The sequence below is a fragment of the Labrenzia sp. THAF187b genome, from assembly GCF_009363375.1.
In the GTDB taxonomy this organism is placed as follows: Bacteria; Pseudomonadota; Alphaproteobacteria; order Rhizobiales; family Stappiaceae; genus Roseibium; species Roseibium algicola.
Genome location: NZ_CP045344.1, coordinates 1,155,303 through 1,179,319 on the forward strand (window position 1 = coordinate 1,155,303; position 24,017 = coordinate 1,179,319).

A 24,017-nucleotide genomic window follows, 5' to 3' on the forward strand; every position below is an offset into this window, starting at 1 on the left:
ATGAACGTTCTCGAGATCAAGGACCTGAGGGTCGAGTTTCCGGGCCGAAAATCCGTCTTCGTCGCTGTCGATGATGTTACTTTGAGCGTCGATGCCGGCAAGGTTCTCGGCGTCGTCGGAGAATCGGGTGCAGGCAAATCGACAGTCGGCAACGCGGTGATCGGACTGCTGCAGGAACCCGGACACATAGCCGGCGGTGAAGTCTATCTTCACGGCAAGCGCATCGACCAATTGCCCTACAAGGAAAAGCGTCGTTTGCGCGGCCGAAAGATCGGCATGATCTTCCAGGATCCGCTGACGTCTCTCGATCCGCTGCAGACGGTGGAAAGCCAGCTTGTGGAGACGATCCGCACCCATTTGCCGCTCTCCGGATCGCAGGCCCGCCAGCGCGCGATCGAACTGATCGAGGCCGTGGGCATTCCAGATGCGCCCGAACGCATCAAGCAGTATCCGCATCAGTTTTCCGGCGGCATGCGCCAAAGGGTGGTCATCGCGCTTGCGCTTTGTGCGGAACCTGAGCTGGTGATCGCGGACGAGCCGACAACCGCGCTCGACGTTTCCATCCAGGCGCAGATCCTTGAACTGATGAGGAAGCTGTGCCGGGAGCGTAACGTCGCCATGCTGGTGATCACCCATGACATGGGCGTGATTGCCGACATCACGGACCATGTGGCGGTGATGTACCACGGTGAACTGGTGGAATACGGCGAGACGACCCAGGTGCTGGGCGCTCCGGAACACCCCTACACCCAGAGCCTGATTTCCGCCGTGCCACGCCCGGACATCAAGGTCGAGCGGTTTCCGGTGGTCAACTACATCGAAAAGGCCGGCACACCACAGAAGCAGATCGACATCGCCACACACTGGCTCGGCAAGGCACGCAACTATGAAAAAGTGTCCGGCCCGCTGGTCAAGGCAACGGACCTCGACATGCGGTTCGAGACCCGTGGCTCGATCTTCCCGTCCAAGCGCAAATACTTCCAGGCGGTCAAGAAGGTCAGTTTCGACATCAACGAAGGCGAGACCTTCGGCCTCGTCGGCGAGAGCGGGTCTGGCAAATCGACCATCGCGCGCCTGATCACCGGCCTCTATCAGCCGACCGGAGGGTCGATCCTGTTCGGCAAGACCGAACTGACGTCGCTCAAGAATCGCAAGGACGTCCTGGCGATGCGCCGCCAGATGCAGATGATCTTTCAGGATCCCTATTCCTCGCTGAACGCCCGCATGCGCGTCAGCGACATCATCGCGGAACCGATCAAGTTCCACCGACTGGCGTCAAGCAATGCGGAAGTGCGCCAGATCGTCGATGACCTGCTCGATCATGTCGGTCTGGGCGCGGCGGCCGGCAGGAAATTTCCGCACGAGTTTTCCGGCGGTCAGCGCCAGCGCATCTCCATCGCACGGGCGCTCGCGACGCGGCCCAGGTTCCTGATCTGCGACGAGCCTACCTCGGCACTCGACGTGTCGATCCAGGCGCAGATCCTGAACCTTTTGAAGGATCTTCAGGAAGAACTTGGGCTGACCATGCTGTTCATCAGCCACGATCTGGCCGTGATCCGGCAGATGTGCAACCGCATCGGCGTCATGCGCCATGGCGAGTTGTGCGAGGTGGCAGACTGCGACCAGCTCTTCGAAGCGCCGCAACACCCCTATACGCGCGAACTCCTGAACCTGATGCCTTCGCTGGAGTTGCTGTCGCGGGCAAATCTCGCAACGGCCTGAAGGATCCGGCGGCGCTGCCGCCGGCCTTCCCAAGTCTTTGAAGATGAGTCTTTTTTCGGATTCGGCCGAGTCGCTGACTTGACTCAAAGCCCAACCCCGATTCTCCGGTGACCGCTAAACGTTAGTCACAATCCAGTCCGAACCGGGCAGTTTTTGCCGCCCAGGGCGCTACTCCGATCTGCGTCCAAATAGATTCATTCTGATTTTCAGTTCGCACCCAACCGTTAACAGATATTAACCATGTTTTTCCGGCGCGCCAGAACGTAAAAGGGAGAGCCTTTCGGCTCTCCCATTAATATACCACACCCCGAAATAATCTTCGTCCAGAGGACTATTAAATACAGGCCTTAAATACTTGCAGGCCGTTTAAAAAATTACCCTTTTATACTACCCGTAATTCAGTTTCGCTCAAGTTCCACGCTGCACAAATGGTCAGCACCCATTCCGATGCACTGCGACTGGGACAGGCATCATGCTTACCGAACTGACTCTGCGGCATTGCCTGTCTCCGGCCGCTCCCGCATTTTCAGACGGTCCCCAGGGCGTGCCGTTTGTATCTCCAGTTGGCCCACGACCCGGTTCCAGCAGAAGAATTCCAGATACGAGAGCCGACCGGCTATGCCGAAAACATCATTGATTTCAGTTCTTTGGGCATTTTTTCTTGTCGTTGCCGTAGTGTGCCTTGTTCTGGCTCTGGCGACAGCAGGCGGAGAACCCGCTGACGCCGCAGCGTCAGTTTTGGTTTTCGGTTCCTACAGCGCCTTAATTTTCAGCATGTTTTCCGCGATTTTTTCGCTTCTCGGCCTCTCTTTTTCGCTCAACACCTCTGTCGGCCGGCCCTTGACGCTTTTCACGGCGCTGGTCAGCACCGGATTGCTTGCCGTATCGACCGGCCTCCTCCTGTCCGGTCCGACATCGCCCCAGACAAATGCACCTGCCCTTGCCGCAGCTTTCCTGATGGTGCTGCGGGCGTTCGGTGTGGTTCTGCTGCCACCAAGGGGTGACCTCAGCGGCGTGAGGCAAGCAGCATGGTCTGTCCTGTTGGCGCTCCTGGCTGCCGGCACCTGGTGGTGGGTCCTGGACAGGACAGAGGCCCCGGCAGCTCTTGCAGCCGCGCTGCTTCTTTCCTGGCCGCAACTGATCGACGGAATCAACGCATTCGCGGACAAGGTCTTTCACAAGGCAGCGCTGGCGGCAGGTGCCCGTGACATTGCCCCCGGTGCCTTCACCAAGGTCGCTCATGCCCGCGATATTCTGATAGACAAGGCTGCCGTGATGTCAGGACCCAACTTGATTGTCACCAATGTCATGGCTTTCAACAACGAGCCGAAAACGCTCCTGGCGGTTGCCGCCTCCGCTGAAGCTGGATCATCCCATCCGGTTGCCCAGGCCCTGCGCGAACTGGCCAGCCAGTGGCAGGTCGCCCTCAAGATGCCAGACCGGTTCGAACCGACACCTGGTCTGGGTGTTGTTGCGCTGCTCGGCGGACAGACCGTGGTGATCGGCACGACGGACCTTCTGAAGCGCCTCAAGATCGACAGTTTTACCGCCGACGCCATTGCCCGGTCGCTGGAAGCAGACGGCAAGACGGTGCTGCGTGTCGCGGTCGGGGGACGCGTCGTCGGTGTTTTGGGTCTGGAAGGCACATTGCGTCAGGACGCCGGCGTTGCGGGGATGGCCCTGCGCAAGGAAGGCCTCGTGCCGTGGCTGTTCAGTGGTGACAGCCCCAACACACGCAGCGCGCTGGCGGGCATGCTTGGCCTTGAGCTGACTGAAGATCCGAAGCCGGGAGAAACCGCGCCTGAGGCCGCATCGCGCTGCTTTCCGGACATGCCCCCCCTGGTCCTGTCCCTGTCGCAGGATCGTATGGCGCTGGAATTGCGCGAAGGCGTCACGCCCGGAAAGGACGGGACCGATGCAAGGCATCCCCCCCTTGCTGTCAGCGACACCGACGACATTGGAGCCTTCCCTGCCCTGAAGGCGCTGGCCATGCGCCGCAATCTGCTGGCCGTGCACGCCCGCCGGCTGCTGTCCGGTCTCTGGCTTTTCGCCGGCCTGTGCGGTGCCTTGACCCTCCTTCCGCTGTCGGCCGCACCGGTTCTTTTTGCTATCTGTCTGGCCGTCCTTTGGACATTTGCCCGGTTTTCCATTGCAGATACGCTGCACCGGAATACATGACGGGCGCATTCTCAGATTGTGGAACCGAAATCGGGTTTCAGCGCCTTTACAGCCTCATGGAGCTGGTGTTTATCGGCTTTTGACACTTTGTGAGTGCATTGAGGGATGAGGCGACATGAGCGACACCAAAACACCGAAACTGCGGTCCGCCGCCTGGTTCGACAATCCCGACAATCCGGGCATGACCGCGCTCTATATCGAGCGTTACCTGAATTTCGGCATCACGCGTGAAGAGCTGCAGTCGGGCAAACCGATTATCGGCATCGCCCAGACCGGCTCTGACCTTTCGCCCTGCAACCGCCACCATCTGGAGCTGGCCAAGCGTGTGCGCGAAGGTATTCGCGACGCCGGTGGTATTGCCTTCGAATTTCCGGTTCACCCGATCCAGGAGACCGGCAAGCGCCCGACCGCGACACTGGACCGGAACCTGGCCTATCTTGGGCTCGTCGAACTGCTGTATGGCTACCCCATCGACGGCGTGGTGCTGACGATCGGCTGCGACAAGACCACACCTGCCTGCCTGATGGCCGCGGCGACAGTCAACATTCCGGCCATCGCGCTTTCCGTCGGCCCGATGCTGAACGGCTGGTACAAGGGCGAGCGCACGGGCTCCGGCACCATCGTCTGGAAGGCCCGCCAGATGCTTGCCGCAGGCGAGATCGACTACAAGGGCTTCATGGATCTCGTCGCCTCCTCCGCGCCGTCCGTCGGCTTCTGCAACACCATGGGCACGGCGACGACCATGAACTCGCTGGCCGAGGCCCTGGGCATGCAGCTTCCGGGGGCAGCCGCCATTCCGGCGCCTTACCGTGAGCGCGGTGCAATTTCCTACGAGACCGGCAAACGCATTGTCGACATGGTGCGCGAGGATCTTAAACCCTCCGACATCATGACCCGCGAGGCGTTTGAGAACGCCATTGTCGTCAACTCGGCCATCGGCGGTTCGACCAATGCACCGATCCATCTGAACGGCATTGCCCGCCATCTGGGTGTCGAGCTGGACAACGACGACTGGCAGGAGATCGGCCATGACGTGCCGCTGCTGGTCAATCTGCAGCCGGCCGGAGAATATCTCGGCGAGGATTACTTCCACGCCGGCGGCGTGCCTGCCGTCGTGGCGGAGCTGATGCGAAACGGGAAGCTGCCGCATCCGGGCGCGCTGACTGTCAACGGCAAGGGCATCGGAGACAATTGCGACGGCGTCGTCACCGACCTGCCGGACGTCATAAAGCCTTTCAACAACCCGATGAAAGACAAGGCCGGCTTCATCAACCTGAAGGGCAACTTGTTCGACAGCGCCATCATGAAGACCAGCGTTATCTCGGAAGAGTTTCGCGACCGCTATCTCTCCAATCCGGACGATCCGGAAGCGTTCGAGGGCCGTGCCGTAGTGTTCGAAGGGCCGGAGGATTACCATGACAACATCGACAATCCGGACCTTGAGATCGATGAGCACTGCATGCTGTTCATCCGCGGCACCGGCCCTATCGGTTATCCGGGCGGCGCCGAGGTGGTCAACATGCAGCCACCCGCAACCCTGATCAAACGCGGGATCACATCACTGCCCTGCATCGGCGACGGCCGTCAATCGGGCACATCCGGTTCGCCGTCGATCCTGAACGCATCGCCGGAAGCTGCCGCCATGGGCGGACTCGCACTTTTGAAAAGCGGGGACCGTGTGCGCATCGATCTGAGGAAGGGCACTGCCGACATCCTGATTTCCGATGAGGAGCTTGCACAACGTCGCACGGATCTGGAGGCGGCGGGCGGCTTCAAGATTGCGGAGAGCCAGACACCCTGGCAGGAGATCCAGCGCGCCATGATCGGGCAGTTCGACAAGGGCATGGTTCTGGAGCCGGCGGTTAAATACCAGGACGTCGCGCATACCAAGGGGCTGCCACGGGACAACCATTGATCTGACGCTCCTGTCAGGTGCATTGCCCCTGATACCGCGAATTGTTGAAATTCTCCGTCATTACCGGACTTGATCCGGCAATCCATGCGATGATCACGGCGACCGCGCTGCCAGCGAAACGGCATGGATCCCATGGTCAAGCCACGGGATGACGGAGCAAGTTGCGAAACGCACCTGTCGGCGCACCTCTTTGGACACAGATTTCTACTTGACGATTACGTAAACGTCATGCTTCAAGAGGGCAAAGACGGGCTCCGGCCCAATTCAAACGGGAGAAAACGACATGTCCTTGGAACAGCTTACCGAAGGTGTCCGCGCAAAGGTTGCCGATGGCGGCATTGAAGAATCCGTCAAGTTCGATCTTGGGGAAACGGGTATCATCTTCCTGCAGGGCTCCAGCGTTTCCAACGAAGATGACGAGGCAGACTGCACCATCAAGATGTCCGCCGAAGACCTCGGTGACCTTCTCTCGGGCGATCTGAACCCGACAGCTGCCTTCATGGGCGGCAAGATGCAGGTGGAAGGTGACATGAGCGTTGCCATGAAACTCGGCAGCATCGTCTAAGCAAGCCTTTAAAGCAGACCTTTTCAAGCCGGCCCCATAAGGGCCGGCTTTTTTTGTTCCGTCGACACTGCCTCGCTTTCAGCCTTCCCTCACCACCCCCTTATCCTGAGGAAGCGCGTGAGCGCTGTCTCGAAGGATGGGCCGCTTGTTTCGGAGTGTGCAACCCATCCTTCGAGACGCCCGGTTATACCGGGCTCCTCAGGATGAGGTGGTGAGGAGGAGGGCGGGTCAGGGACATGTGGACTGGTCACCTAATCGGCAAACAAAAAAACGGCGGGCAAGGCCCGCCGTTTGAGTTTCTGGATGGTCCGGATCGCTACCGGTTTGTGATGATTTCCGGCCCCATCAGGCTGTAGGGCAGCCAGGTGGAGAGCGCCGGGACATAGGTCACCAGGATGAGGAACATGAGCAGGATGAGCACGAACGGCGCTGCCGCCTTGACCACCTGCACCAGACTCATCCCTGTTATCCCCGATGTGACGAACAGATTGAGCCCGATTGGTGGCGTGATCATGCCGATTTCCATGTTCACGACCATGATAATGCCGAGGTGAACCGGATCGACGCCAAGTTCCATGCCGATCGGGAAGACCACCGGCGCCACGATCAGAAGCAGGCCCGACGGTTCCATGAACTGACCACCAAGCAGCAGCAGCAGGTTGACCGCGATCAGGAAGGTGAACCAGTTGAAACCGGCTCCGACCATCCAGTCGGTGATTGCCTGCGGAATCCGCTCCGATGTCAGCACGTGGGCAAACAGCAGGGCGTTGACGATGATGAACATCAGCATGATGGTCGTCTTCGCCGCATCCACCATCACCTTCTTGGTGTCCTTGTGGAACATGGCCGGAAGAAACTTCCAGACGATCAGTCCGATATTCCGACCCCAGATCTTTGCGCCGATACCATAGATGGACGGCAGCTCAGCAGGGCTGACACGGCCACGCAGAAGCGGATAGCCAATCAGCGCAGCCAACAGGACAATGGCACTGTCGATGCCGTAGAAACCCTGTCTGTCCGTGACCATGCCGGCGATGCTCGACCAGGCGAACATTGCGGCAAACCCGTAGGTGATGGTCTTGAAACCGGCCAGCCCCAGAGGGCCGTCCTGTTCCTGTACCCAGCGAATGCCACTGAGCGGGCCCATGTCGCGATAGACGAAGAGTGCCACGAGGCAGGCATAAACGGCTGCCACTGCCGCGGCTTCGGTCGGGGTGAAGATACCGCCGTAGATGCCGCCCAGGATGATGACCATCAGGAACAGGCCGACGGCTGCTTCCATCATGGCATGCCAGATTTCCTTGAAGCCCGGCCACGGCTGGGCCGGCAGGTTCTTGACGCGTGCCATGACATAGATGGCGATCATCAGCATCAGACCGGCGATCAGCCCTGGAACCACACCGGCAAGGAACATGCGGCCAACGGAAACGTTGGTTGCAGCCGCATAGACCACCATGACGATGGAAGGCGGGATCAGGATGCCGAGCGTACCGGCATTCGCGATGACGCCCGCGGCAAACTCCTTCGTGTAGCCCGCCTGCCGCATGCCGGCGATGGCGATGGTACCGATCGCGACCACGGTTGCCGGCGAAGAGCCTGACAGAGCTGCAAACAGCATGCAGGCGAAGACGCCTGCGATCGCCAGACCGCCCCGGATCGCACCGACGGACGCGATCGAGAAGCGGATGATGCGCTTGGCAACACCGCCCGTCGACATGAAGGCCGATGCCAGAATGAAGAAGGGAATCGCCAGGAGTGTGTAGTTCTGCGACGCCGTGAACAGCTGCAGCGCCACCGACGAGATGGAATCGTTGGAGAAGATGGCAATCGCCAGAACGCTGGACAAGCCGAGCGAAATGGAGATCGGAACGCCCAGGAACAAGAAGCCGAGGACGAGAATGAAGAGAATTGCTGCTTCCATTGCCCCGGCCTCAGTCCTTCAAGACATCTTTGTTTTCAGCGACGAGGTCTTCCGCCTCATGCGCGGCGATCATCATCTCGCGCTCGCCGGTAATGATCTGCCAGGCCGCCTGGATGCAGCGGAACATGAACAGGAACAGGCCGATGGGCAGGATCAGATAGGCGATCCAGCGTTGAACACGCTCTTTCGTGCCGAAGGTTTCAATGATTGCGTCGGGATAGCGCAGGTCGTCGAGACCGATGCCGATCTTGTACATCTTGGACCAATAGTCGATCGCGCCGCCTCTGGTATCGAGACCGAAGATGTGCAGCCACTCCGACCAGAGCAGTGTCAGCGCATAGACAACGCCGCAGAGCGCACCGAAAACGGCAACAGCCCGGAACACCGGCTTGGGAAACAGGCGGATGACCGCATCAACGCCCAGATGCGAGCCGATTTTGACGCCATAGCTCATGCCGAACAGGATCAGCCAGGCGAACAGGATACGTGTGAATTCCAGGGCACCGGTCCAGCCGGAATTAAAGCCGTATCGCGCCACCACCTGGGTGAAGGATACGATGGTCATGGCGGCCAGGAGAAAGGCGAGTACACCTTCCTCGAAGCGCGTGACCCAATTGTCGACGCGTTGCATGCGTTTCCCCCGAATTGGCCTCTTGGTTATCAGCGTGTCCGCCGGCATGGTTGCGCGGGCGACCGCAGGACCTTGGCAGAAGGGCCGGACGATCCGGCCCTTCCAGGAGTTGTTTCAGGACAGCCTTAGCTGGCGTTGTTGGAAGCGACAGCGGAGTCGATCAGGTCCTTACCGATATCGCCTTCAAACTTGTCCCAAACCGGCTTCATGGCGCCAACCCATGCCTTGCGCTGTTCCGGCGTCAGTTCACGAATGGTGGAACCGGCGTCCAGAACGTTCTGACGGTTCTGGGCTTCAGCAGCTGCCACGTTACCGTTTGCGGTTGCAGTGACTTCTTCCACGATGGTCATGAACTGGTCACGAACTTCCGGGTCCAGGCTGTCCAGCCACTCGTCGGAAGTGACGAGCAGGTAAGCGAGCAGCTGGTGGTTGGTTTCGGTGATGCCGTCCTGCACTTCGAAGAACTTCTGGGTGTAGATGTTGGACCAGGAGTTTTCCTGACCGTCCACAACACCGGTCTGCAGTGCGCCGTAGACTTCCTTGAAGGCCAGCTTCTGAGCGTTGGCGCCCATGGCTTCGATCATGGCAACAGCCACGTCAGAGGTCTGCACGCGGAACTTCAGGCCTTTTGCATCGTCCGGAACCAGCAGCGGCTTGTTGGCAGAGAACTGCTTCAGACCGGAGCTCCAGTAGCCGAGGCCCTGGAAACCGTAGTCGGTCATGGAGTTCAGGAGTTCCTTGCCGTTTTCACCGGTGGTGAAGCGCTCGACGGCGTCCAGATCCTGGAACAGGAACGGCAGGTCGAAAAGGCGGAACTTCAGCGTGTAGGCTTCGAACTTGGAAAGCGACGGTGCAGCAAGCTGAACATCGCCGAGCAGAAGGGCTTCCATTACCTTGTCGTCGTCGAACAGCTGAGAGTTCGGGAACACCTGCATGCAGGCCTTGCCGTTCATCTCGTCGTTGACGCGTTCCGCCAGCAGCGTGGCAGCGTCGCCTTTCGGGTGGCCGGTTGCGGCAACCACGTGGCTGAACTTGATGACGATTTCACCGTCATCGCAATCGTCAGCCGCATAAGCGTTTGCAGACAGGGCCAGAGACGCCGCGGTAGCTGCGGCGAGAGCGAATTTTTTCATCGGATGTCCTCCCAGACATTTCAGTATGACGGCCATTCGGGCCGGACAGCGTAGTGGCTGGTCGGCACCCTATTGGCAAAGTCCGTGCCAAGTGCCGGAAGAGCAACAAAAAGCGCCGATTTCTGCAGGTTAACAAAAAGTTTCAGATGAACCTGGTCGGGAGAGACTTTCGTTTATGGGTCGAGTCAGACACATGACATCAAACCGGATGTGTCGAAACCGACACATTTCCGGCCTGCTACATCATATTTTAAGCCGTAAAGCGCCGAATTATCAGTGCCAGATAGCGCCTGAAGACCGGTCGTGGCGCAGCTTTACCTTCAGGCGTGCCAGCTTGTCCGGATTGCGCATGTTGTAGATACGCTCCAGCCGCCCATCGGCGTCATAGGCGAACATCACAGCTGTCACGATCTCGTCACCGTAGAACAGAACGAGGCCGCGTGTGCCGTTCAGATCCAGTATCTTGATCCGGCAGGGCTCCCAGAGGCGGCCAAGAATAAGAACCGCGTAACGAGCGACCTCGTCCGCGCCTTCCAGGATACGGCTCATGGCCGTTGCCTTGCCGCCACCATCGGACTGGAGTTGTACGGTTTCGGCGAGAAGCCCCGTCAGGTGGTCCGTGGACCCTGTTTCAATCGCGGTGAGAAAGGCAGACAGGATCCGGTCCTGATGATCGGCCGGAGGAACAAAACGGGAGGTTGGACCCTGCACATGTCTGCTTGCGCGGGACACCAACTGGCGGCAGGCCTGCTCGGTAACCCCCAGAGTCTCGGCAACTTCGTCATAGGGCTTTGCGAAGATCTCACGCAGCAGGTAGGCGGCGCGCTCCTTCGGGCTGAGGCGCTCCAGCAGCAGGAGGAATGCTGTCGTCAGGGATTGTGCCCTGTCCAGGTCTGTCTCCGGGTCCGAGCCACTTTCGAACTGAAGCGGTTCGGGGATCCACGGGCCGACATAGTCGACCCGTTTCCTGTGAGCGGCCTTGAGAGTGTCCAGGCAGCAATTGGTGCAGACCGTGGTGAGGAATGCTTCCGGATTCAGGATGCCGGCACGGTCCGTGGATTGCCACTTCAGGTATGTGTCCTGCACCGCATCCTCGGCATCCGCCATGGAGCTGAGCATGCGATAGGCCAGCCCCATCAGCTTAGGGCGTACCGTCTCGAAAACATCGATGCCTGGAGCGTCACTCATGTCAGTGGTTCGATACCTGTACCCGGTTCCACAGATTGATCATTGCGACCGCGGCGGTGATCGCACTGATCTCGGCGTCATCGAAGTGGCGGCGCAATTCACCGCGCAATGCCTCATAGTTCGTATCGACCTGAAGACTGGTCAAGGCTTCCGTCCAGGCAAAGGCCGCCTTCTCCGCCGGCGTGTAGTCATCAACGTGCCGCCAGACCGTCAGACGCTGCAAACGCTCCTGGGTCTCGCCCGCGTCGAGCGCTTCCTGTGTGTGCATCTTCACGCAATAGGCACACTGGTTGATCTGCGAAGCACGCAGATCGATCAGGTGCCGCAGTTTCGGCTCCAGCCCTGCCTTGCCGATCTCGCCGCTGGCAGCGACGAAACACTTCACGATATCGGGGACATTTTCGTAGTGATTGATGGCATTAGAGGTCGTCATTGGCGTGTCTTCCATTCAGGTTTCAGGGTGTGACACAGGGTTGACGACCGGGTGCAGCGATTTGTGACACCGGCCCGAACTTTTTTCGGTCATTCGTTTTGCCAACCCGCCCAGCGAGCCGGGTTGGCAAGGAAGTCAGGTCATTGTCAGACGGAAAGCGCTTCGTCCTTGCCGAGACCGTATTTGCGCATCTTCTCGTAGAGCGCCTTTCGCGAGAGCCCAAGGTTTTCGTAAGTGGGCTTGATGGCACCGTCGTTGCGCTTGAGTTCGGCGACGATCAACGCCCGTTCATATGTCGCAACCTGTTCGAACAAGGTGGATCCGGCCCCGCTGCTGGGCGCGTTGACCAGCTCGACACCGAGCACGAAACGGTCGGCGACGTTGCGCAACTCGCGGACGTTGCCCGGCCAGTCCCGCGCCATCAGCTCGGCGAGGTACTCCTCGTTGATGTCCGGGATCTCGCGCCGGTAGCGTGCCCGGGCTTCCACCGCCAGATGCCGGAACAGGAGGGGGATATCCTCCAGCCGGTCGCGCAACGGTGGAATGGCAACGTTGACGACATTGAGCCGGTAGAACAGGTCCAGCCGGAACCGGCCTTCCTTGCCGGCGGCCTCAAGGTCTTCCTTGGTGGCCGCAATGAAGCGCACATCCAGTTCGATCGCCTTGTTGGAGCCGAGCCGTTCGATTGTCCGGGTCTCGATCACGCGCAGCAGCTTGACCTGCAGTTCCAGCGGCATGGATTCGATTTCGTCCAGAAACACGGTGCCCCCATGGGCGTGTTCCAGCTTGCCGATGCGCTGTCCGCTGGCACCAGTAAAGGCGCCCTTCTCGTGACCGAAGAGTTCAGATTCGATGATTTCCGCAGGAAGCGCCCCGCAATTGAGGGCGACGAAAGGCTTTTCCTTGCGGGGTCCTTCGTCATGCAGTGCCCGGGCGACCACCTCCTTGCCGGAGCCGGTCTCGCCCAGGATCAGCACATCGGCATCGGTTGCCGCCAGGGCCGTGACATTGCGGCGAAGCAGTTCCATGGCGGCGGTGCGCCCCACGAGACGGCTTTCCAGGCCCGTTCGGTCTGCCAGCTCCTCGCGCAACTTTCGGTTTTCCAGCACCAGCCGGCGCTTGTCGAGCGCGCGTTCCACCACGGAGGCAAGGCGCGAAACGGAAAAGGGCTTTTCCATGAAATCATAGGCACCGGCGCGCATGGCCTCGACCGCCAGTGGCACATCGCCATGGCCGGTGATCAGCACCACGGGCAGGGCGGGATCGATCTCGAAGGCCCGCTTCATGACCTGGAACCCGTCCGTCCCGGGCATGCGAATATCTGTAACAAGCACGCCGTAGAACCCGCGGTTGACCCGCTCCAGGGCTTCTTCCGGTTCACCGGTTGCAAACACCGCCTGGCCGGACAACTCCAGCCCCTGGCTCAAGGAGCCGCGCAGGTCCGCTTCATCGTCAATCAGTAGGACGGTCGCCTGATCCATTAACGCCTATCTCATTTCATTCCGCTGCAAGGACATGCTCATCGGCCACCGGCAGGCGCATGGTGAACACCGCACCGCCACCGTCGCGATTCGCCGCCTTCAGCGATCCGGAAAAGTCATGAACGATCTTGTAGGCAATCGACAAGCCCAGCCCGAGCCCGGCGCCGACATCCTTGGTGGTGAAAAACGGGTCGAAGATCTGTGGCAGCACATCGGCATCGATGCCTGTGCCATTGTCACTGACAGTCAGCACCGCTTCGCTGTCTTCCTGCCTCAGTTCCAGCCGCACTTCAGGCATGGCAAGCGATGCGGCGTTGCTGCTGACTGCATCCAGTGCGTTGGACAGGAGATTGATGACCACCTGCTCCAGTCGGATGCGCCCGCCCTTGACGATGATATCCTCTGTCGGTAGTGCCAGATCGAGGCGCACCTTGCTCTGCTTGATGTGTGGCTGCAGCAGCAGCGTTGCCTCGTCGATCACCTGGCGCAGGGACACCGGCTTGATGTCGGTGCCCGACTTGCGCGTGAAGCCTTTCAGCGTCTTGGCGATTTCGGCCATGCGGCTGACCATGCCTTCGATCCGCGAAAGATTGCCGAGGGCCTCGTCCGCACGCCCCCGCTCGATCAGCATGCCTGCCACTTCCGCATCGGAACGGATAGCTGCCAGTGGCTGGTTGTACTCGTGACTGAGAGCCGCAGACATCCGGCCGAGCGTTGCCAGCTTGGCTGCCTGCACGAGTTCGGCCTGGGCCAGACGCAAATCGGCTTCAGCCTGTTCGCGCTCGCGCACTTCCTGTTCCAGAAGGACGTTGGTGCGGCGAAGATCCGCAGTCCGTGATTGCACACGGCGCTCCAGGCGCAGCGCGCTCGCCCGGTTGCGCCGTTCCTGACGCACGAATTCTTCCCGCCTGACGATCAAGATGGCGATACCTCCGGCGGCGATCACACAAACCAGAAGCGCGACCAGCATGGCCCAGCCGGATCGCTGGCGGGCATCCTCGATCGTCACAAGCGTTCTGACCTGCCAGCCGAGAACGGCCAAGTTCTCGGTCAATTGCAGGTAATAATAGGGAGACGGCGTTGCCGGCAGCAGGACCTCGATGCGCTCCGCCACCGACATGTCGGCGATATCCCGGCCGACAGAAAGCTCGTCCATCCGTTTGCCGCGCCATGCGGGAACGTTGGTGACCACAATCCGGCCACTGCCATCCAGCGCGACCAGCGGTTCCTTGCTGAGTGCCCAGGCTTGCTCGACGTCTTCCAGACTGACCCGGACGGCAATCACGCCGACGATGGAGCTGCCCCGGCGCAACGGCGAGGCGAAGACATAATTCGATGCGGCCTCTGGCGTACCGGGGATGAGCTGCCGGCCGAGCTGGCCCTGAAGGGCCTGTTCGAAGGCATGTCCGATGCGTTCCGCCCCGCCGAAGGAGCCTGTCGGCACACCATCCTGGCTGGAGACCACGACATTGCCTTGCCTGTCCATCAGCCAGATCTCTTCCGCGCCCGACATGCCGGCAGCGATCGCGGCGATGCCGGGGTCTCCAGACCTGCCCGTGCTCATCAGCAACTCACCGATATCCGGACCGCGTGCCAACAGCGGCGACAGCAGGCGGAACTTGTCGAGAAGTCTTTCGAGAACGGCTGTCTGAACCGCAAGATTGGCCCGCGCACCGGTTTCCACCTCCGCAAGCGTGATCCGCAAGCTGGCAAGCCCGGTCAGCCACATCAGTGCGACCGTCGACAGGATCGCCGCCGCTCCGATACCGATCTTCAGCCTGCGCCAGGTCCGGCGCTTGGTCTTGCGCAACATCGCGTCAGTATAAACAAGCCGCGCGCCGCGTGAAGCGGGAGCCTTATCCAGCGAAATCCTCCCCGGTCGCCGTGTCCGACAGGGCCGGTGCACGCTGGCGCCGGTCAATGGCAACGCTCTTGATCAGGACCGTAACATCCTTGCCTGTATGGAGATCGAGGTCGGCAACGGACGCGCGGGTGATGCGGGCACGCAGCACCTGACCGCTGACGGAGCACAGGATTTCCGCATAGGGGCCGCTTTCACTCGAAATACTGCGGATTGTCGCCGCGAAGGCATTACGGATGGACAGCCCCTCCGGCGGCTTGACCGCCAAGGCAACGTCCCTGGCCCGGATGCGCAGCCGCACCGCATCGCCCGGCACGGCGGCCATATCCGGTATCTGCAGTGTGGCTCCGCCGATATCGACATCGGTCAGGCCCCAGTCCGGGTCACATCTGGTGACGGTACCTTCCAACAGCGCGCTGGCCTCGTGACGGCCGGTTGCCCGGCCCAGATCGGTCCGGGCGAGCATGTCGGCCACCGGTCCGAAGGCGGGCGTGCGTCCATCCGACAGGATCACGAGCGTGTTGGACAGGCGCGCCACTTCCTCGATGGAATGGCTGACGTAGAGGATCGGGATACCCGCCTCCACGCACAGACGGTCCAGATAGGGAAGAATGTCGTTTCGCCGCGCCTGATCGAGATTGGCCAGCGGCTCGTCCATGATCAGGAGCCGCGGGTCCGACAGTAGCGCCCGTCCGATGGCCACCCGTTGCCTCTCGCCGCCAGAAAGAGTTCCGGGCTTTCGCTCCAGGAGCCCGCCCAACCCCAACAGATCGACCACTTCGGCCATGTCCCGGGTTCCAGGCCTGCGGCCTGCCCAGCGCGCATAGGTGAGGTTCGATGCAACGCTGAGATGCGGAAACAGCCGGGCATCCTGAAAGACGTGACCGATCCTGCGTGCCTGGACCGAGAGGTTGATGTTCTTGTTCGCGTCGAAAAGGGTCGTGCCGTTGACGGTGATATGTCCGCTGAGCGGCTTGATCAGCCCGGCGATCATGTTGGTCAGCGTTGTCTTGCCGGCGCCCGACTGGCCGAAAAGCGATGTCACCCCGCCACGGCTGTTGAACCGGGCTTCAAGATCGAGCTTTCCGACACGGCCGGTGATGTCGACATCAAGCATGACCGCCCCCCATGCGCGCGCGCAATCGGCGCGCCAGTGCTTCCGAGGCGATCAGCGCCGCGAAGGCGACAAAGGCCGCAATCAGCGTCAAGCGGAAGGCAGCCAGTTCTCCACCCGGGGTCTGGGTCGCGGTATAGAGCGCCAGAGACAGGGTTCTTGTCTCCCCCGGAATGTTGGAGACGAAGGTTATGGTCGCACCGAATTCGCCCATGGCCTTTGCAAAGCCCAGGATCGCGCCACCGAGAATTCCCGGCAGGGCAAGTGGCAGGGTGACCGTCAGAAAGGCGGTCAGGCGATGGGCACCGAGAGACTTGGCCGCTTCTTCCAGTTTCGGGTCCACGGCTTCGAAGGAAATACGGATCGGCCTGACCATCAACGGAAAAGCCATCACACCGGCAGCGAGCGCGGCACCGGTCCAATTGAAGGCGAAGGTGACACCGAAGACACTGTCCAGAAACGATCCGACCGGACCCTTGCGGCCAAAGGTCAGCAGCAGCACGTAGCCCGTGACCACCGGTGGCAAGACGAGCGGCAGATGCACAAGAGCGTTGACGGCGCCGTGGCCGGTGAACCGGTAGCGGGCAAGTACGAAGGCCATCAGAACGGCAAGCGGCAGCGCGACAGCGAGGGCGGCAGAAGCGACCTTGAGGGTCAAGAGAAGGGCCTGCCATTCTGCTGGCTGAAGATTGAAAAAATCCACGGCTGCTCAGTCTGTTCGTTCCGGTACGCGGCCGAATGTCCTCAGCCTTCTGCCGTTATCGGTTAGAACACCGCAGGAACGCAAGAAATCCTTTGTCTTGAGCCTTCAATGCAAAGCAGCGTGCCTGGGATCAACAGCCCCTGTCCGGCTTGAGCATGTCTATTCCGATGGCCAGCGCCGGTGCGATCGGCTAGGGTCGCGCTCCCTCCTTGTTGCGGCCTATTCCAGGACACTGCATGACAATCTCGCTGAAGACCCAGGTCCCCGACGTCGATACCTATTTGCGCCTGCGGGTCGATTCCGGGCTGAGCGGCTACGGCAGGGACGCGGCGGAAATCGGGCTGAAGAACAGCCTGTTTTGCGTGATGCTTTATGACGGTGATGAAGCGATCGGCATGGGGCGTCTCATCGGTGACGGCGGCTGTTTTGTCCAGGTGACGGATATCGCGGTTTTGCCCGCCTACCAGGGGCAGGGCCTTGGCAAGCGCATCATGGCAGCCCTGACCGCCCATATCGAAAGCGCGTTTCCGCCCTCTACCTATGTCAGCCTGATTGCCGATGTTCCGGCCAATGCGCTTTATGCCCAGTTCGGCTTTGAAGAAACCGCGCCGGTTTCACTGGGTATGGCACGCCGGGCGGGTGTCAAAAACCCGGCCTGAAAGACCTGCAGCGGGAAAATATATTCCCGCTCGCAAATCGGGTCGTTTGGGCGTTTTGAGCCGCCTAGGGTCTTCTCACAACCATTGAGGAGACAACACCATGTTTCAGATCGAGCCTCTTCCCGCCACCGAGTTTGCGCATTTGAGCAACCTGAGTGACACGGAACTCGAGCAGAAGGGCATTCAGGTGCACATTTCGGACGGCGCGCTTCCCTGCCGTGTGTCACTTGCCGATGCAGCCCCGGGAACCCGGGTTTACCTGCTCAATTTCGAGCATCAACCAGGCGAAACGCCCTACCGCTCCCGGCATGCGATCTTTGTCGCCGACGGTGCGGAGGAAAGCCATCCGGAACCGGACACCATCCCAGAAGTCGTGGCGAAACGGCTGCTGTCGGCCCGCGCCTTCAACCGGGCCCACGAGATGATCGATGCGGAAGTCGTTGAAGGCCGCGAGCTGGAAGGTGTCATCCGGACGTTCTTCGACAATCCGCAAGTTGATTACATTCACCTGCATTTTGCTCGCCGCGGCTGCTACGCGGCAAGGGTTTCACGCACCGCATGGACCTGATCAATAAAGCCTGAGCAAGCCTTCGGAGGTGGCTTCTTCCAGAAGCGCCTCCGGGGTCTGTTTCAGCTTGCCGTGCCGGATCATCGCATCGCCGATGTCGCCCAGGTCATCAGCATTGCGCCAGCTTTCCGGTTGCCAGATCTTCGAGCGGACCATGGCCTTCGGGCAATGCATGAATGCCCGGGTGATTTCCACTGCCAGCGCCATCGCCGGCTGTTTTCCCTCCACCTGCATCCGCTCCAGAAGCCAGGCATCCCGGACGATGCGGGCTCTGCCCGATACCCTCAAAGTCTCGCCCTTGCCCGGGATCAGGAAAATAAGTCCGACGCGCGGGTCCTTCAGCAGGTTGTGGAAGCTGTCGAGGCGGCGGTTTCCGGGGCGGTCGGGGATCGCCAGCAATGTGTCGCTCAAGACGGTGACAAAGCCGGCCGGGTCACCCTTGGGGCTCACATCGATCACGCCTTCCGGATCAACCGTCGCGATCAGGCAGAAGGGGGTTCGTGCAATGAACTGCCTGCACAGGCTATCCAGTGCCTTAATCTCCTTTACCCTTACCTTTTCGGGCGCGGTTCCGGCATGGGCTTCGAGCTGGTCAACTGTTGTTATCGGGTCGTTGAAATCTGCAAGTGTCGTGGGACCTTCCGGCATGGCAACCTCCCTGGATCTGCCTGCTGGCGCTTTCACCATCAAACGGCGCTGCGAACGCAAAGACAAGGCGTTTCGCTGGAATCACGGTTTTTCCAAACTGGCGCCCCGATTCTGGCTAAACTGGATCTTACCTGAGCAACATCGCACCCATCATAAAGGGATCGCATTGCCGATTTAAACTTTAACGGTAATCTTTGCGAAATACACCTCAAGGGAGATCCGGCCATGCCGACCGCAGCCAAACGCCGTGCCGCCTTCAAAGCTCTTCACGAAAAAGGGCGTGCTTTCCTGATGCCGAACCCCTTCGATATCGGCACAGCCCGCATTCTGGACGGGTTGCGGTTTGACGCGATGGCCACATCCAGCGCCGGATATGCCTGGACGCAAGGCGTGAAGGATGCCGAAGGGCTGATCACGCGCGACGATGCGCTCGGACATGCCGCCGACATCATTGCCGCGACCAGCGTGCCGGTGAACGGTGACCTGGAGAACGGGTTCGGCGACAGCCCGGACGATGTGGTGGCAACGGTCAAGGGGGCGATAGAGGTCGGCCTCGCCGGTTGCTCCATCGAGGATTACACGACCGATCCGAAACATCCCTACTACGATCTGGAGCTGGCTGTGGAGCGGATCAAGGCGGCGGTGGATGCCAAGAACCGGCTGGCGCCGGATTTCGTTCTGACCGCCCGCAGTGAAGGACCCGTCCAGACGCAGCATGAACTTGACGAGACCATCAAGCGGCTGAACGCTTTTGCAGAGGCAGGTGCCGATTGCGTCTATGCACCTGAGCTGAAGGACAAGGAACAGATTGCCGCCGTTCTGGCCGCCGTGAAAGCGCCGATGAACGTCCTGGCCGGGCGCAAGAACTTCCACCTGACCCGCAAGGAACTTGGCGACATGGGCGTTACGCGTGTCTCCATCGGGGCAGGTCTGGCACGGCTTGCCTACCGCGCCTTCATTGCCGCTGCCGAAGACATGAAAGACGGTGGCACGTTCGGCTGTTTCGACAGGACCGAAACCATGCCGGAAGGAATTCCCGATTTCGAATCCTTCATGAAAACAAGGCCCTGATCCGTAATGGACGCCTCACAGGTTTCCGAAGGCCTTGACCAGGCGAACCCGGGTGATGCAGTCGCAATGACCGAACTCGCCCGGCGGGCCTATGCGCATTATATCCCGGTCATCAACGCCGTTCCCGTGCCAATGACCGCCGATTATGCAGCGCATATCCGGCGGGACGACGTCTGGGTACTCCGCTCCGGCACCTCTCTTGCCGCCAGCCTCGTTCTGATCCGGCATCCGGACCATCTCCTGATCGAAAGCATTGCCGTTGATCCGGAAGAGCAGGGCAAGGGCCGTGGCAGGCAGCTGCTCGACTGGGCGCGGCGGCGGGCAACGGACTTCGGGCTGAGCGAAATCCGGCTCTATACCAACGTGCTCATGACCGAAAACCGGGCCTGGTACCAGCGTGCGGGTTTCGCGGAAACCCATGAGGAACAGCGCGGCGACAAGCGGATCGTCCACATGCGGCTGATACTGTGACCAAGTCGCTTGCCAACTCCGGGTGCGCTGGAAAGCATTGATCCGGGGCCGGGCAGAGCCCAGCCCCGGATGTCAGCAGCTACGTAAGCCTTGGCCTTCCAGGCCCGCTACTCCGGACCCCAGGTTTTCTGCTTCTTCTGCTTCATGACGCTTCGGACCATCTTGCCGAATGCCCGGTCCTTGGACCTGCGCTCCGCCAGACTTGCAGAGTTGAAGGCTTCTTCCGCCTTCAGCTTTCGCCACCTGTTCAGCCGGCCAGGATCCAGGGTGCCCTCCTCCAGCGCGGCCTGAACGGCGCAACCGGGCTCCGTCTCGTGCCGGCAGTCAGTGAAGCGGCAACAGGATGCCAGTTCGTTCAGATCCGAGAACAGATCATCGATCCCGGCTGCCACATCCGTCAGCTGCAGTTCCCGCATGCCCGGTGTATCCAGCACCAGACAGCCGCCTGGAACCACGTGAAGTTGCCGGTGGGTCGTCGTGTGACGGCCCTTGGCGTCGTCTTCGCGAATAGCCTGCGTGGCTATGTCCCCGGTGCCGGAAAGCGCGTTGGTAAGCGTCGACTTGCCAACGCCCGAAGAGCCAAGGAAGGCAACTGTTTTGCCCGGCTTGCACCAGGCCGCGAGTTTCAGGCCCGGCTCATCGCCGCGCGCGTCCAGCGTCACGACCGGAACCGAATTCGAAATCGTCCGAGCCTGATCGACATAGTTTTCCGGATCGCTCGCCAGATCCGACTTGGTCAGGACGATCACCGGATCGATATCGGCCTCGAACGCAAGCGCGATGTACCGCTCCAGCCGGGCGATATTGAAGTCCTGATTGCAGGAAGACACCACGAACACCGTGTCGATGTTGGCTGCGATCAGCTGGATCTGTCGATCGGTTCCGGGTGCACGACGCTTGAGCAGGCTCTGCCGCTCCAGCACCCGGCTTGATGGCGGATGAGCGCGGTCCAGCAGCAACCAGTCGCCTACCGTGGCGTTCCTGACAGGCAGGATCGCTTCGTCAAGCCCTTCGCCGACCACGTGAAGCGCGTTTCGATGGACCTCGACAACACGGACGGGCGGTGTTGCCGTCAGCTCGTCAGAGCTGATCTGTTGTGCAAAATAGGGCCGCCAGCCAAGTGAAAGAAGCCGTGAAGTGTTTTTGTCCGGCCCATCGTTTTTGGGGCGTGCGGGAAAGAAGTCGGAATAGTTCCGTACCATTGGATTGTCTCGTGAATTAAACACACGTCATCGGGCGCCCGCCAAGGCACCGGTTCATGTATTCAAGGCTCTCTGATCTTCAGAGAGCCTGCTCACGCAATCTCTGACATCCAATCTCCATGGGACGCACCTCGAAGGTGCCCGTTACAAGTAGTCGCAAAGACGCCCCGATACAAGCATCCGGCAAAAGTGACCAGGCTTATTCCGGTCGCTCGCCGACATAGGCGGCCCGAGGCCGGATCTGTTCCGGCGCCGCGTATTGCTCCAGCGCATGAGCGATCCATCCGGTCATGCGGGCAGCGCAGAAGATGATCTTGCCGGCGTCCTTCGGCAGGTCATAGGTCTTTTGTGTGGCCGCCAGGGCAAGATCTATGTTCGGCGCTTCGCCGAACAGGTCACGCGCGACCGTAATCAAACCCGGCAGACGCTGGACGAAGGGGTGCGCGGGCTCGCTGCGGTAAAGCACGTCGAGCAGGCATGCGGCGCGCGGATCCGGCCCGCGGTAGATCGTGTGACCGAAGCCGGGCAGGGGCTCGCCCCGGCTCAACCGGTCCGAAAGCAGGGTTTCTATGTCTGTGTCCGGCCCGACATCAGAAAGCCATGCCGTTGTCCTGTCGGATGCAGCACCGTGGCGCGGACCGGCAAAGGCTCCCAGACCGGAAATGAGCGCCGCGTGAAGGGGCGCCCGGGTGGAGGCAGCGCAGCGCGTCGCGAAGGCACTGGTGTTGAGCTCGTGGTCGGCACACAGGATCAGCGCCGCCCGGATCACGTTCTTCGCCGAAGACGACACGCCGAAAGCATTGGCAATCTGCGTGTGGATCGGCACGTCGACCGGATCTGCGTTGAGGAGAGCTGCAACCGCGTAGCGCAGCAGGGCAGCGCCTTTCACCTGCAGAAGCTTGGGTGCCTGGGTGTAGGCCGCCTTGTCCTGCAGCGGCCACGCGGCAAGCGCGACCATCAGCCGGTCCAGCGGCGCAAGTCCTTCCGGCAGGTCAGGCGGAGGCAATGGAGCGCTTTCGGCAAACGGATCTTCCTGCGACGCCCAGAGCAGGGTCGCCACGGTTTCAAGCGTGGAGGTTTGCGCCAGATCGACCGCGGGCCGGCCACGATAGACCGGACCGGCTTCCGAAATCAGCGTCAGTTCGGTTTCCAGCACCGGGTCGCCGGTCAGGGGCCGCGCACCGGAGTAATCGTCGGCAGCCTTGCGGCCTTTCATGCGGCGCACGTCCACGGCGTCGTAGCGGCGCTGCTTGCCCGGACCGGCAACGGAATTGATCAGCCCCCGGCTGACATAGGCGTAGAGGGTTGCCGGCTGAACACCGAGTTCGGCGGCGGCTTCACGGGCGGACAGGTAGATTGGCTTGCTCATACATTGATTTTAATTATCAACATTGATCAATGCAATCTTCTCTTTCTATCTGACCGGGAAAGAAAAGGAGATAGCCATGACCGAAGCGCCGAACCCCGCCCGGATGACGCCGGACCCGATTGCCGGTTTGGAGGGCGTTGTTGCAGCCACCACCATGCTCAGCCATGTCGACGGCCAAGAGGGTGTCCTCATCCTCTATGGCCGCCATATCGAAGATCTGGCCGGCAAGCTGAGCTTCGAGGAGGCCGTCCGGCATCTGTGGCAGGATTTCCAGATGCCTGAGGCTTCTTCCCTGCGTGAGGCTTTCGGGGAAGCCCGGCGGGCTGCCTTTGCCGTCATGCCGGCTCTTGAAGCTGCCCCTTCAAGCCTCGGCGTTTATGAACGCATGCAGCTGGGCCTGGCTGCCTTGCCGATGTCCACCGGCCTGCCCGACGCGATTGCGATCAGCGGCGCATTGCCCGTCTTTCTGGCTGCGTCTCACCGGATTGCCAGGGGACAGACGCCGATCGCACCGGACAGCACCCTGGAGACCGCAACCGATCTTCTGCGCATGCTGACGGGTGAGCTGCCGCCTGCCGACCATGCCGCCGCGCTCAACCGCTATCTGGTGACAATCCTGGATCACGGGCTGAACGCTTCCACCTTCACGGCGCGCGTGATCGGCTCGACCCAGGCGAACCTGAAACAGGCCGTTCTTGGTGCGATGGGCGCGCTCAGCGGGCCGCTGCATGGCGGCGCGCCAGGCCCTGTGCTGGACATGATCGATGCGATCGGCAGTCCGGAAAACGCAGCTGCCTGGATCGGCGAAGCCTTGGCACGCAAGGAGCGGCTGATGGGTTTCGGTCACCGGATCTACAGGACAAGGGATCCGCGCGCGGACGTCCTGAAGGCAGGACTGCGCTTGCTTGGGCCTGAGAATCCGAAAGTGCGTCTGGCGGAGGAGATCGAACAGGCAGCGCTTGCCGCACTGAAAACCGCCAAGCCCGACCGCCCGCTGGAAACCAACGTGGAGTTCTATACCGCCGTCCTGCTGGACGCGATCGGCATCGACCGGACCCTGTTCACGCCGCTGTTTGCTGTCGGCCGGACACCGGGCTGGTGCGCCCATGTTCTGGAACAGCAGGAAACCGGAAAGTTGATCCGGCCATCGTCACATTATGTCGGGCCGAGCCCCGCATGACGGA

At 60.8% G+C, this 24,017-nt stretch carries 22 protein-coding genes; 10 read left to right on the forward strand and 12 right to left on the reverse strand.

The window, feature by feature from the left end; genetic code table 11:
- The 4 genes from FIV03_RS05310 to FIV03_RS05325 all read left to right on the forward strand — a co-directional run bounded on the left by FIV03_RS05310 (position 1) and on the right by FIV03_RS05325 (position 6,380).
- Entirely contained in the window at positions 1-1,722 is a 1,722-nt protein-coding gene (locus FIV03_RS05310; protein WP_152508908.1) for an ABC transporter ATP-binding protein, read from the forward strand.
- Positions 1,723-2,496: 774 nt separating this feature from the next.
- Complete coding sequence (locus FIV03_RS05315; protein WP_152508909.1) at positions 2,497-3,900, forward strand: HAD family hydrolase; 1,404 nt, start codon at positions 2,497-2,499, stop codon at positions 3,898-3,900.
- Positions 3,901-4,015: 115 nt separating this feature from the next.
- Entirely contained in the window at positions 4,016-5,815 is a 1,800-nt protein-coding gene (locus tag FIV03_RS05320) for an IlvD/Edd family dehydratase (protein ID WP_152508910.1), read from the forward strand.
- Positions 5,816-6,098: 283 nt separating this feature from the next.
- The gene (locus FIV03_RS05325) at positions 6,099-6,380 is read left to right on the forward strand and encodes an SCP2 sterol-binding domain-containing protein (protein ID WP_023002307.1); all 282 of its coding nucleotides are present in this window, start codon (positions 6,099-6,101) and stop codon (positions 6,378-6,380) included.
- Between the two features lie 316 nt (positions 6,381-6,696).
- Here the strand turns inward: FIV03_RS05325 and FIV03_RS05330 are convergent, their stop codons facing one another.
- The 9 genes from FIV03_RS05330 to modB all read right to left on the reverse strand — a co-directional run bounded on the left by FIV03_RS05330 (position 6,697) and on the right by modB (position 16,845).
- The gene (locus FIV03_RS05330) at positions 6,697-8,301 is read right to left on the reverse strand and encodes a TRAP transporter large permease (RefSeq protein ID WP_152508911.1); all 1,605 of its coding nucleotides are present in this window, start codon (positions 8,299-8,301) and stop codon (positions 6,697-6,699) included.
- A 10-nt stretch (positions 8,302-8,311) separates the two neighbouring features.
- Positions 8,312-8,932, reverse strand: coding sequence for a TRAP transporter small permease (locus FIV03_RS05335; RefSeq protein ID WP_023002309.1), 621 nt, complete (start codon positions 8,930-8,932; stop codon positions 8,312-8,314).
- 125 nt (positions 8,933-9,057) lie between these two features.
- Entirely contained in the window at positions 9,058-10,065 is a 1,008-nt protein-coding gene (locus FIV03_RS05340; RefSeq protein WP_152508912.1) for a DctP family TRAP transporter solute-binding subunit, read from the reverse strand.
- A 273-nt stretch (positions 10,066-10,338) separates the two neighbouring features.
- Positions 10,339-11,253 (reverse strand): RNA polymerase sigma factor SigJ, encoded by a 915-nt coding sequence (gene sigJ / locus FIV03_RS05345; protein WP_152508913.1) that lies wholly within the window; start codon positions 11,251-11,253, stop codon positions 10,339-10,341.
- A gap of 1 nt (position 11,254) precedes the next feature.
- A complete protein-coding gene (locus FIV03_RS05350) occupies positions 11,255-11,686 on the reverse strand; it encodes a carboxymuconolactone decarboxylase family protein (protein ID WP_152508914.1) in 432 nt (143 codons plus the stop codon).
- 146 nt (positions 11,687-11,832) lie between these two features.
- A complete protein-coding gene (locus FIV03_RS05355; protein ID WP_023002313.1) occupies positions 11,833-13,167 on the reverse strand; it encodes a sigma-54 dependent transcriptional regulator in 1,335 nt (444 codons plus the stop codon).
- Positions 13,168-13,183: 16 nt separating this feature from the next.
- On the reverse strand, positions 13,184-14,980 hold the full coding sequence (locus FIV03_RS05360; protein WP_152508915.1) for an ATP-binding protein: 1,797 nt from the start codon (positions 14,978-14,980) through the stop codon (positions 13,184-13,186).
- A 43-nt stretch (positions 14,981-15,023) separates the two neighbouring features.
- A complete protein-coding gene (modC, locus tag FIV03_RS05365) occupies positions 15,024-16,145 on the reverse strand; it encodes a molybdenum ABC transporter ATP-binding protein (RefSeq protein WP_152508916.1) in 1,122 nt (373 codons plus the stop codon).
- Positions 16,138-16,845 (reverse strand): molybdate ABC transporter permease subunit, encoded by a 708-nt coding sequence (gene modB, locus FIV03_RS05370; RefSeq protein ID WP_152508917.1) that lies wholly within the window; start codon positions 16,843-16,845, stop codon positions 16,138-16,140. The genes modC and modB overlap by 8 nt, the downstream gene beginning before the upstream one ends.
- A 236-nt stretch (positions 16,846-17,081) precedes the next feature.
- Between modB and FIV03_RS05375 the strand changes: the two genes are divergently transcribed.
- A complete protein-coding gene (locus tag FIV03_RS05375) occupies positions 17,082-17,504 on the forward strand; it encodes a GNAT family N-acetyltransferase (protein ID WP_075284141.1) in 423 nt (140 codons plus the stop codon).
- Positions 17,505-17,604: 100 nt separating this feature from the next.
- Positions 17,605-18,072: a DUF1203 domain-containing protein gene (locus FIV03_RS05380; RefSeq protein ID WP_152508918.1), complete on the forward strand. Its 468-nt coding sequence runs from the start codon at positions 17,605-17,607 to the stop codon at positions 18,070-18,072.
- Here the strand turns inward: FIV03_RS05380 and FIV03_RS05385 are convergent, their stop codons facing one another.
- Complete coding sequence (locus FIV03_RS05385; protein ID WP_209009861.1) at positions 18,073-18,720, reverse strand: MSMEG_1061 family FMN-dependent PPOX-type flavoprotein; 648 nt, start codon at positions 18,718-18,720, stop codon at positions 18,073-18,075. It abuts the gene before it with no gap.
- On the opposite strand from FIV03_RS05385, the gene FIV03_RS31510 reads away from it, so the two are divergent.
- The 3 genes from FIV03_RS31510 to FIV03_RS05395 are packed head-to-tail and all read left to right on the forward strand — an operon-like array spanning position 18,719 to position 20,262.
- Positions 18,719-18,898 (forward strand): hypothetical protein, encoded by a 180-nt coding sequence (locus FIV03_RS31510; protein WP_162493103.1) that lies wholly within the window; start codon positions 18,719-18,721, stop codon positions 18,896-18,898. The two genes, FIV03_RS05385 and FIV03_RS31510, sit on opposite strands and share 2 nt — an antisense overlap.
- Positions 18,899-18,945: 47 nt before the next feature.
- On the forward strand, positions 18,946-19,791 hold the full coding sequence (locus tag FIV03_RS05390; RefSeq protein ID WP_075284142.1) for an isocitrate lyase/phosphoenolpyruvate mutase family protein: 846 nt from the start codon (positions 18,946-18,948) through the stop codon (positions 19,789-19,791).
- Positions 19,792-19,797: 6 nt separating this feature from the next.
- Positions 19,798-20,262: a GNAT family N-acetyltransferase gene (locus FIV03_RS05395; protein ID WP_152508920.1), complete on the forward strand. Its 465-nt coding sequence runs from the start codon at positions 19,798-19,800 to the stop codon at positions 20,260-20,262.
- Positions 20,263-20,369: 107 nt separating this feature from the next.
- On the opposite strand, the gene rsgA is transcribed toward FIV03_RS05395, so the two are convergent.
- Together rsgA and FIV03_RS05405 are read right to left on the reverse strand one after the other, a co-directional pair.
- Positions 20,370-21,464 (reverse strand): ribosome small subunit-dependent GTPase A, encoded by a 1,095-nt coding sequence (rsgA, locus tag FIV03_RS05400; RefSeq protein ID WP_152508921.1) that lies wholly within the window; start codon positions 21,462-21,464, stop codon positions 20,370-20,372.
- A gap of 199 nt (positions 21,465-21,663) precedes the next feature.
- The gene (locus tag FIV03_RS05405; RefSeq protein ID WP_023002323.1) at positions 21,664-22,833 is read right to left on the reverse strand and encodes a citrate/2-methylcitrate synthase; all 1,170 of its coding nucleotides are present in this window, start codon (positions 22,831-22,833) and stop codon (positions 21,664-21,666) included.
- Between the two features lie 76 nt (positions 22,834-22,909).
- Here FIV03_RS05405 and FIV03_RS05410 point away from each other — a divergent pair, with 76 nt between their 5' ends.
- Entirely contained in the window at positions 22,910-24,013 is a 1,104-nt protein-coding gene (locus FIV03_RS05410) for a citrate synthase/methylcitrate synthase (protein ID WP_173013779.1), read from the forward strand.
- The last annotated feature ends 4 nt before the right edge of the window (positions 24,014-24,017 follow it).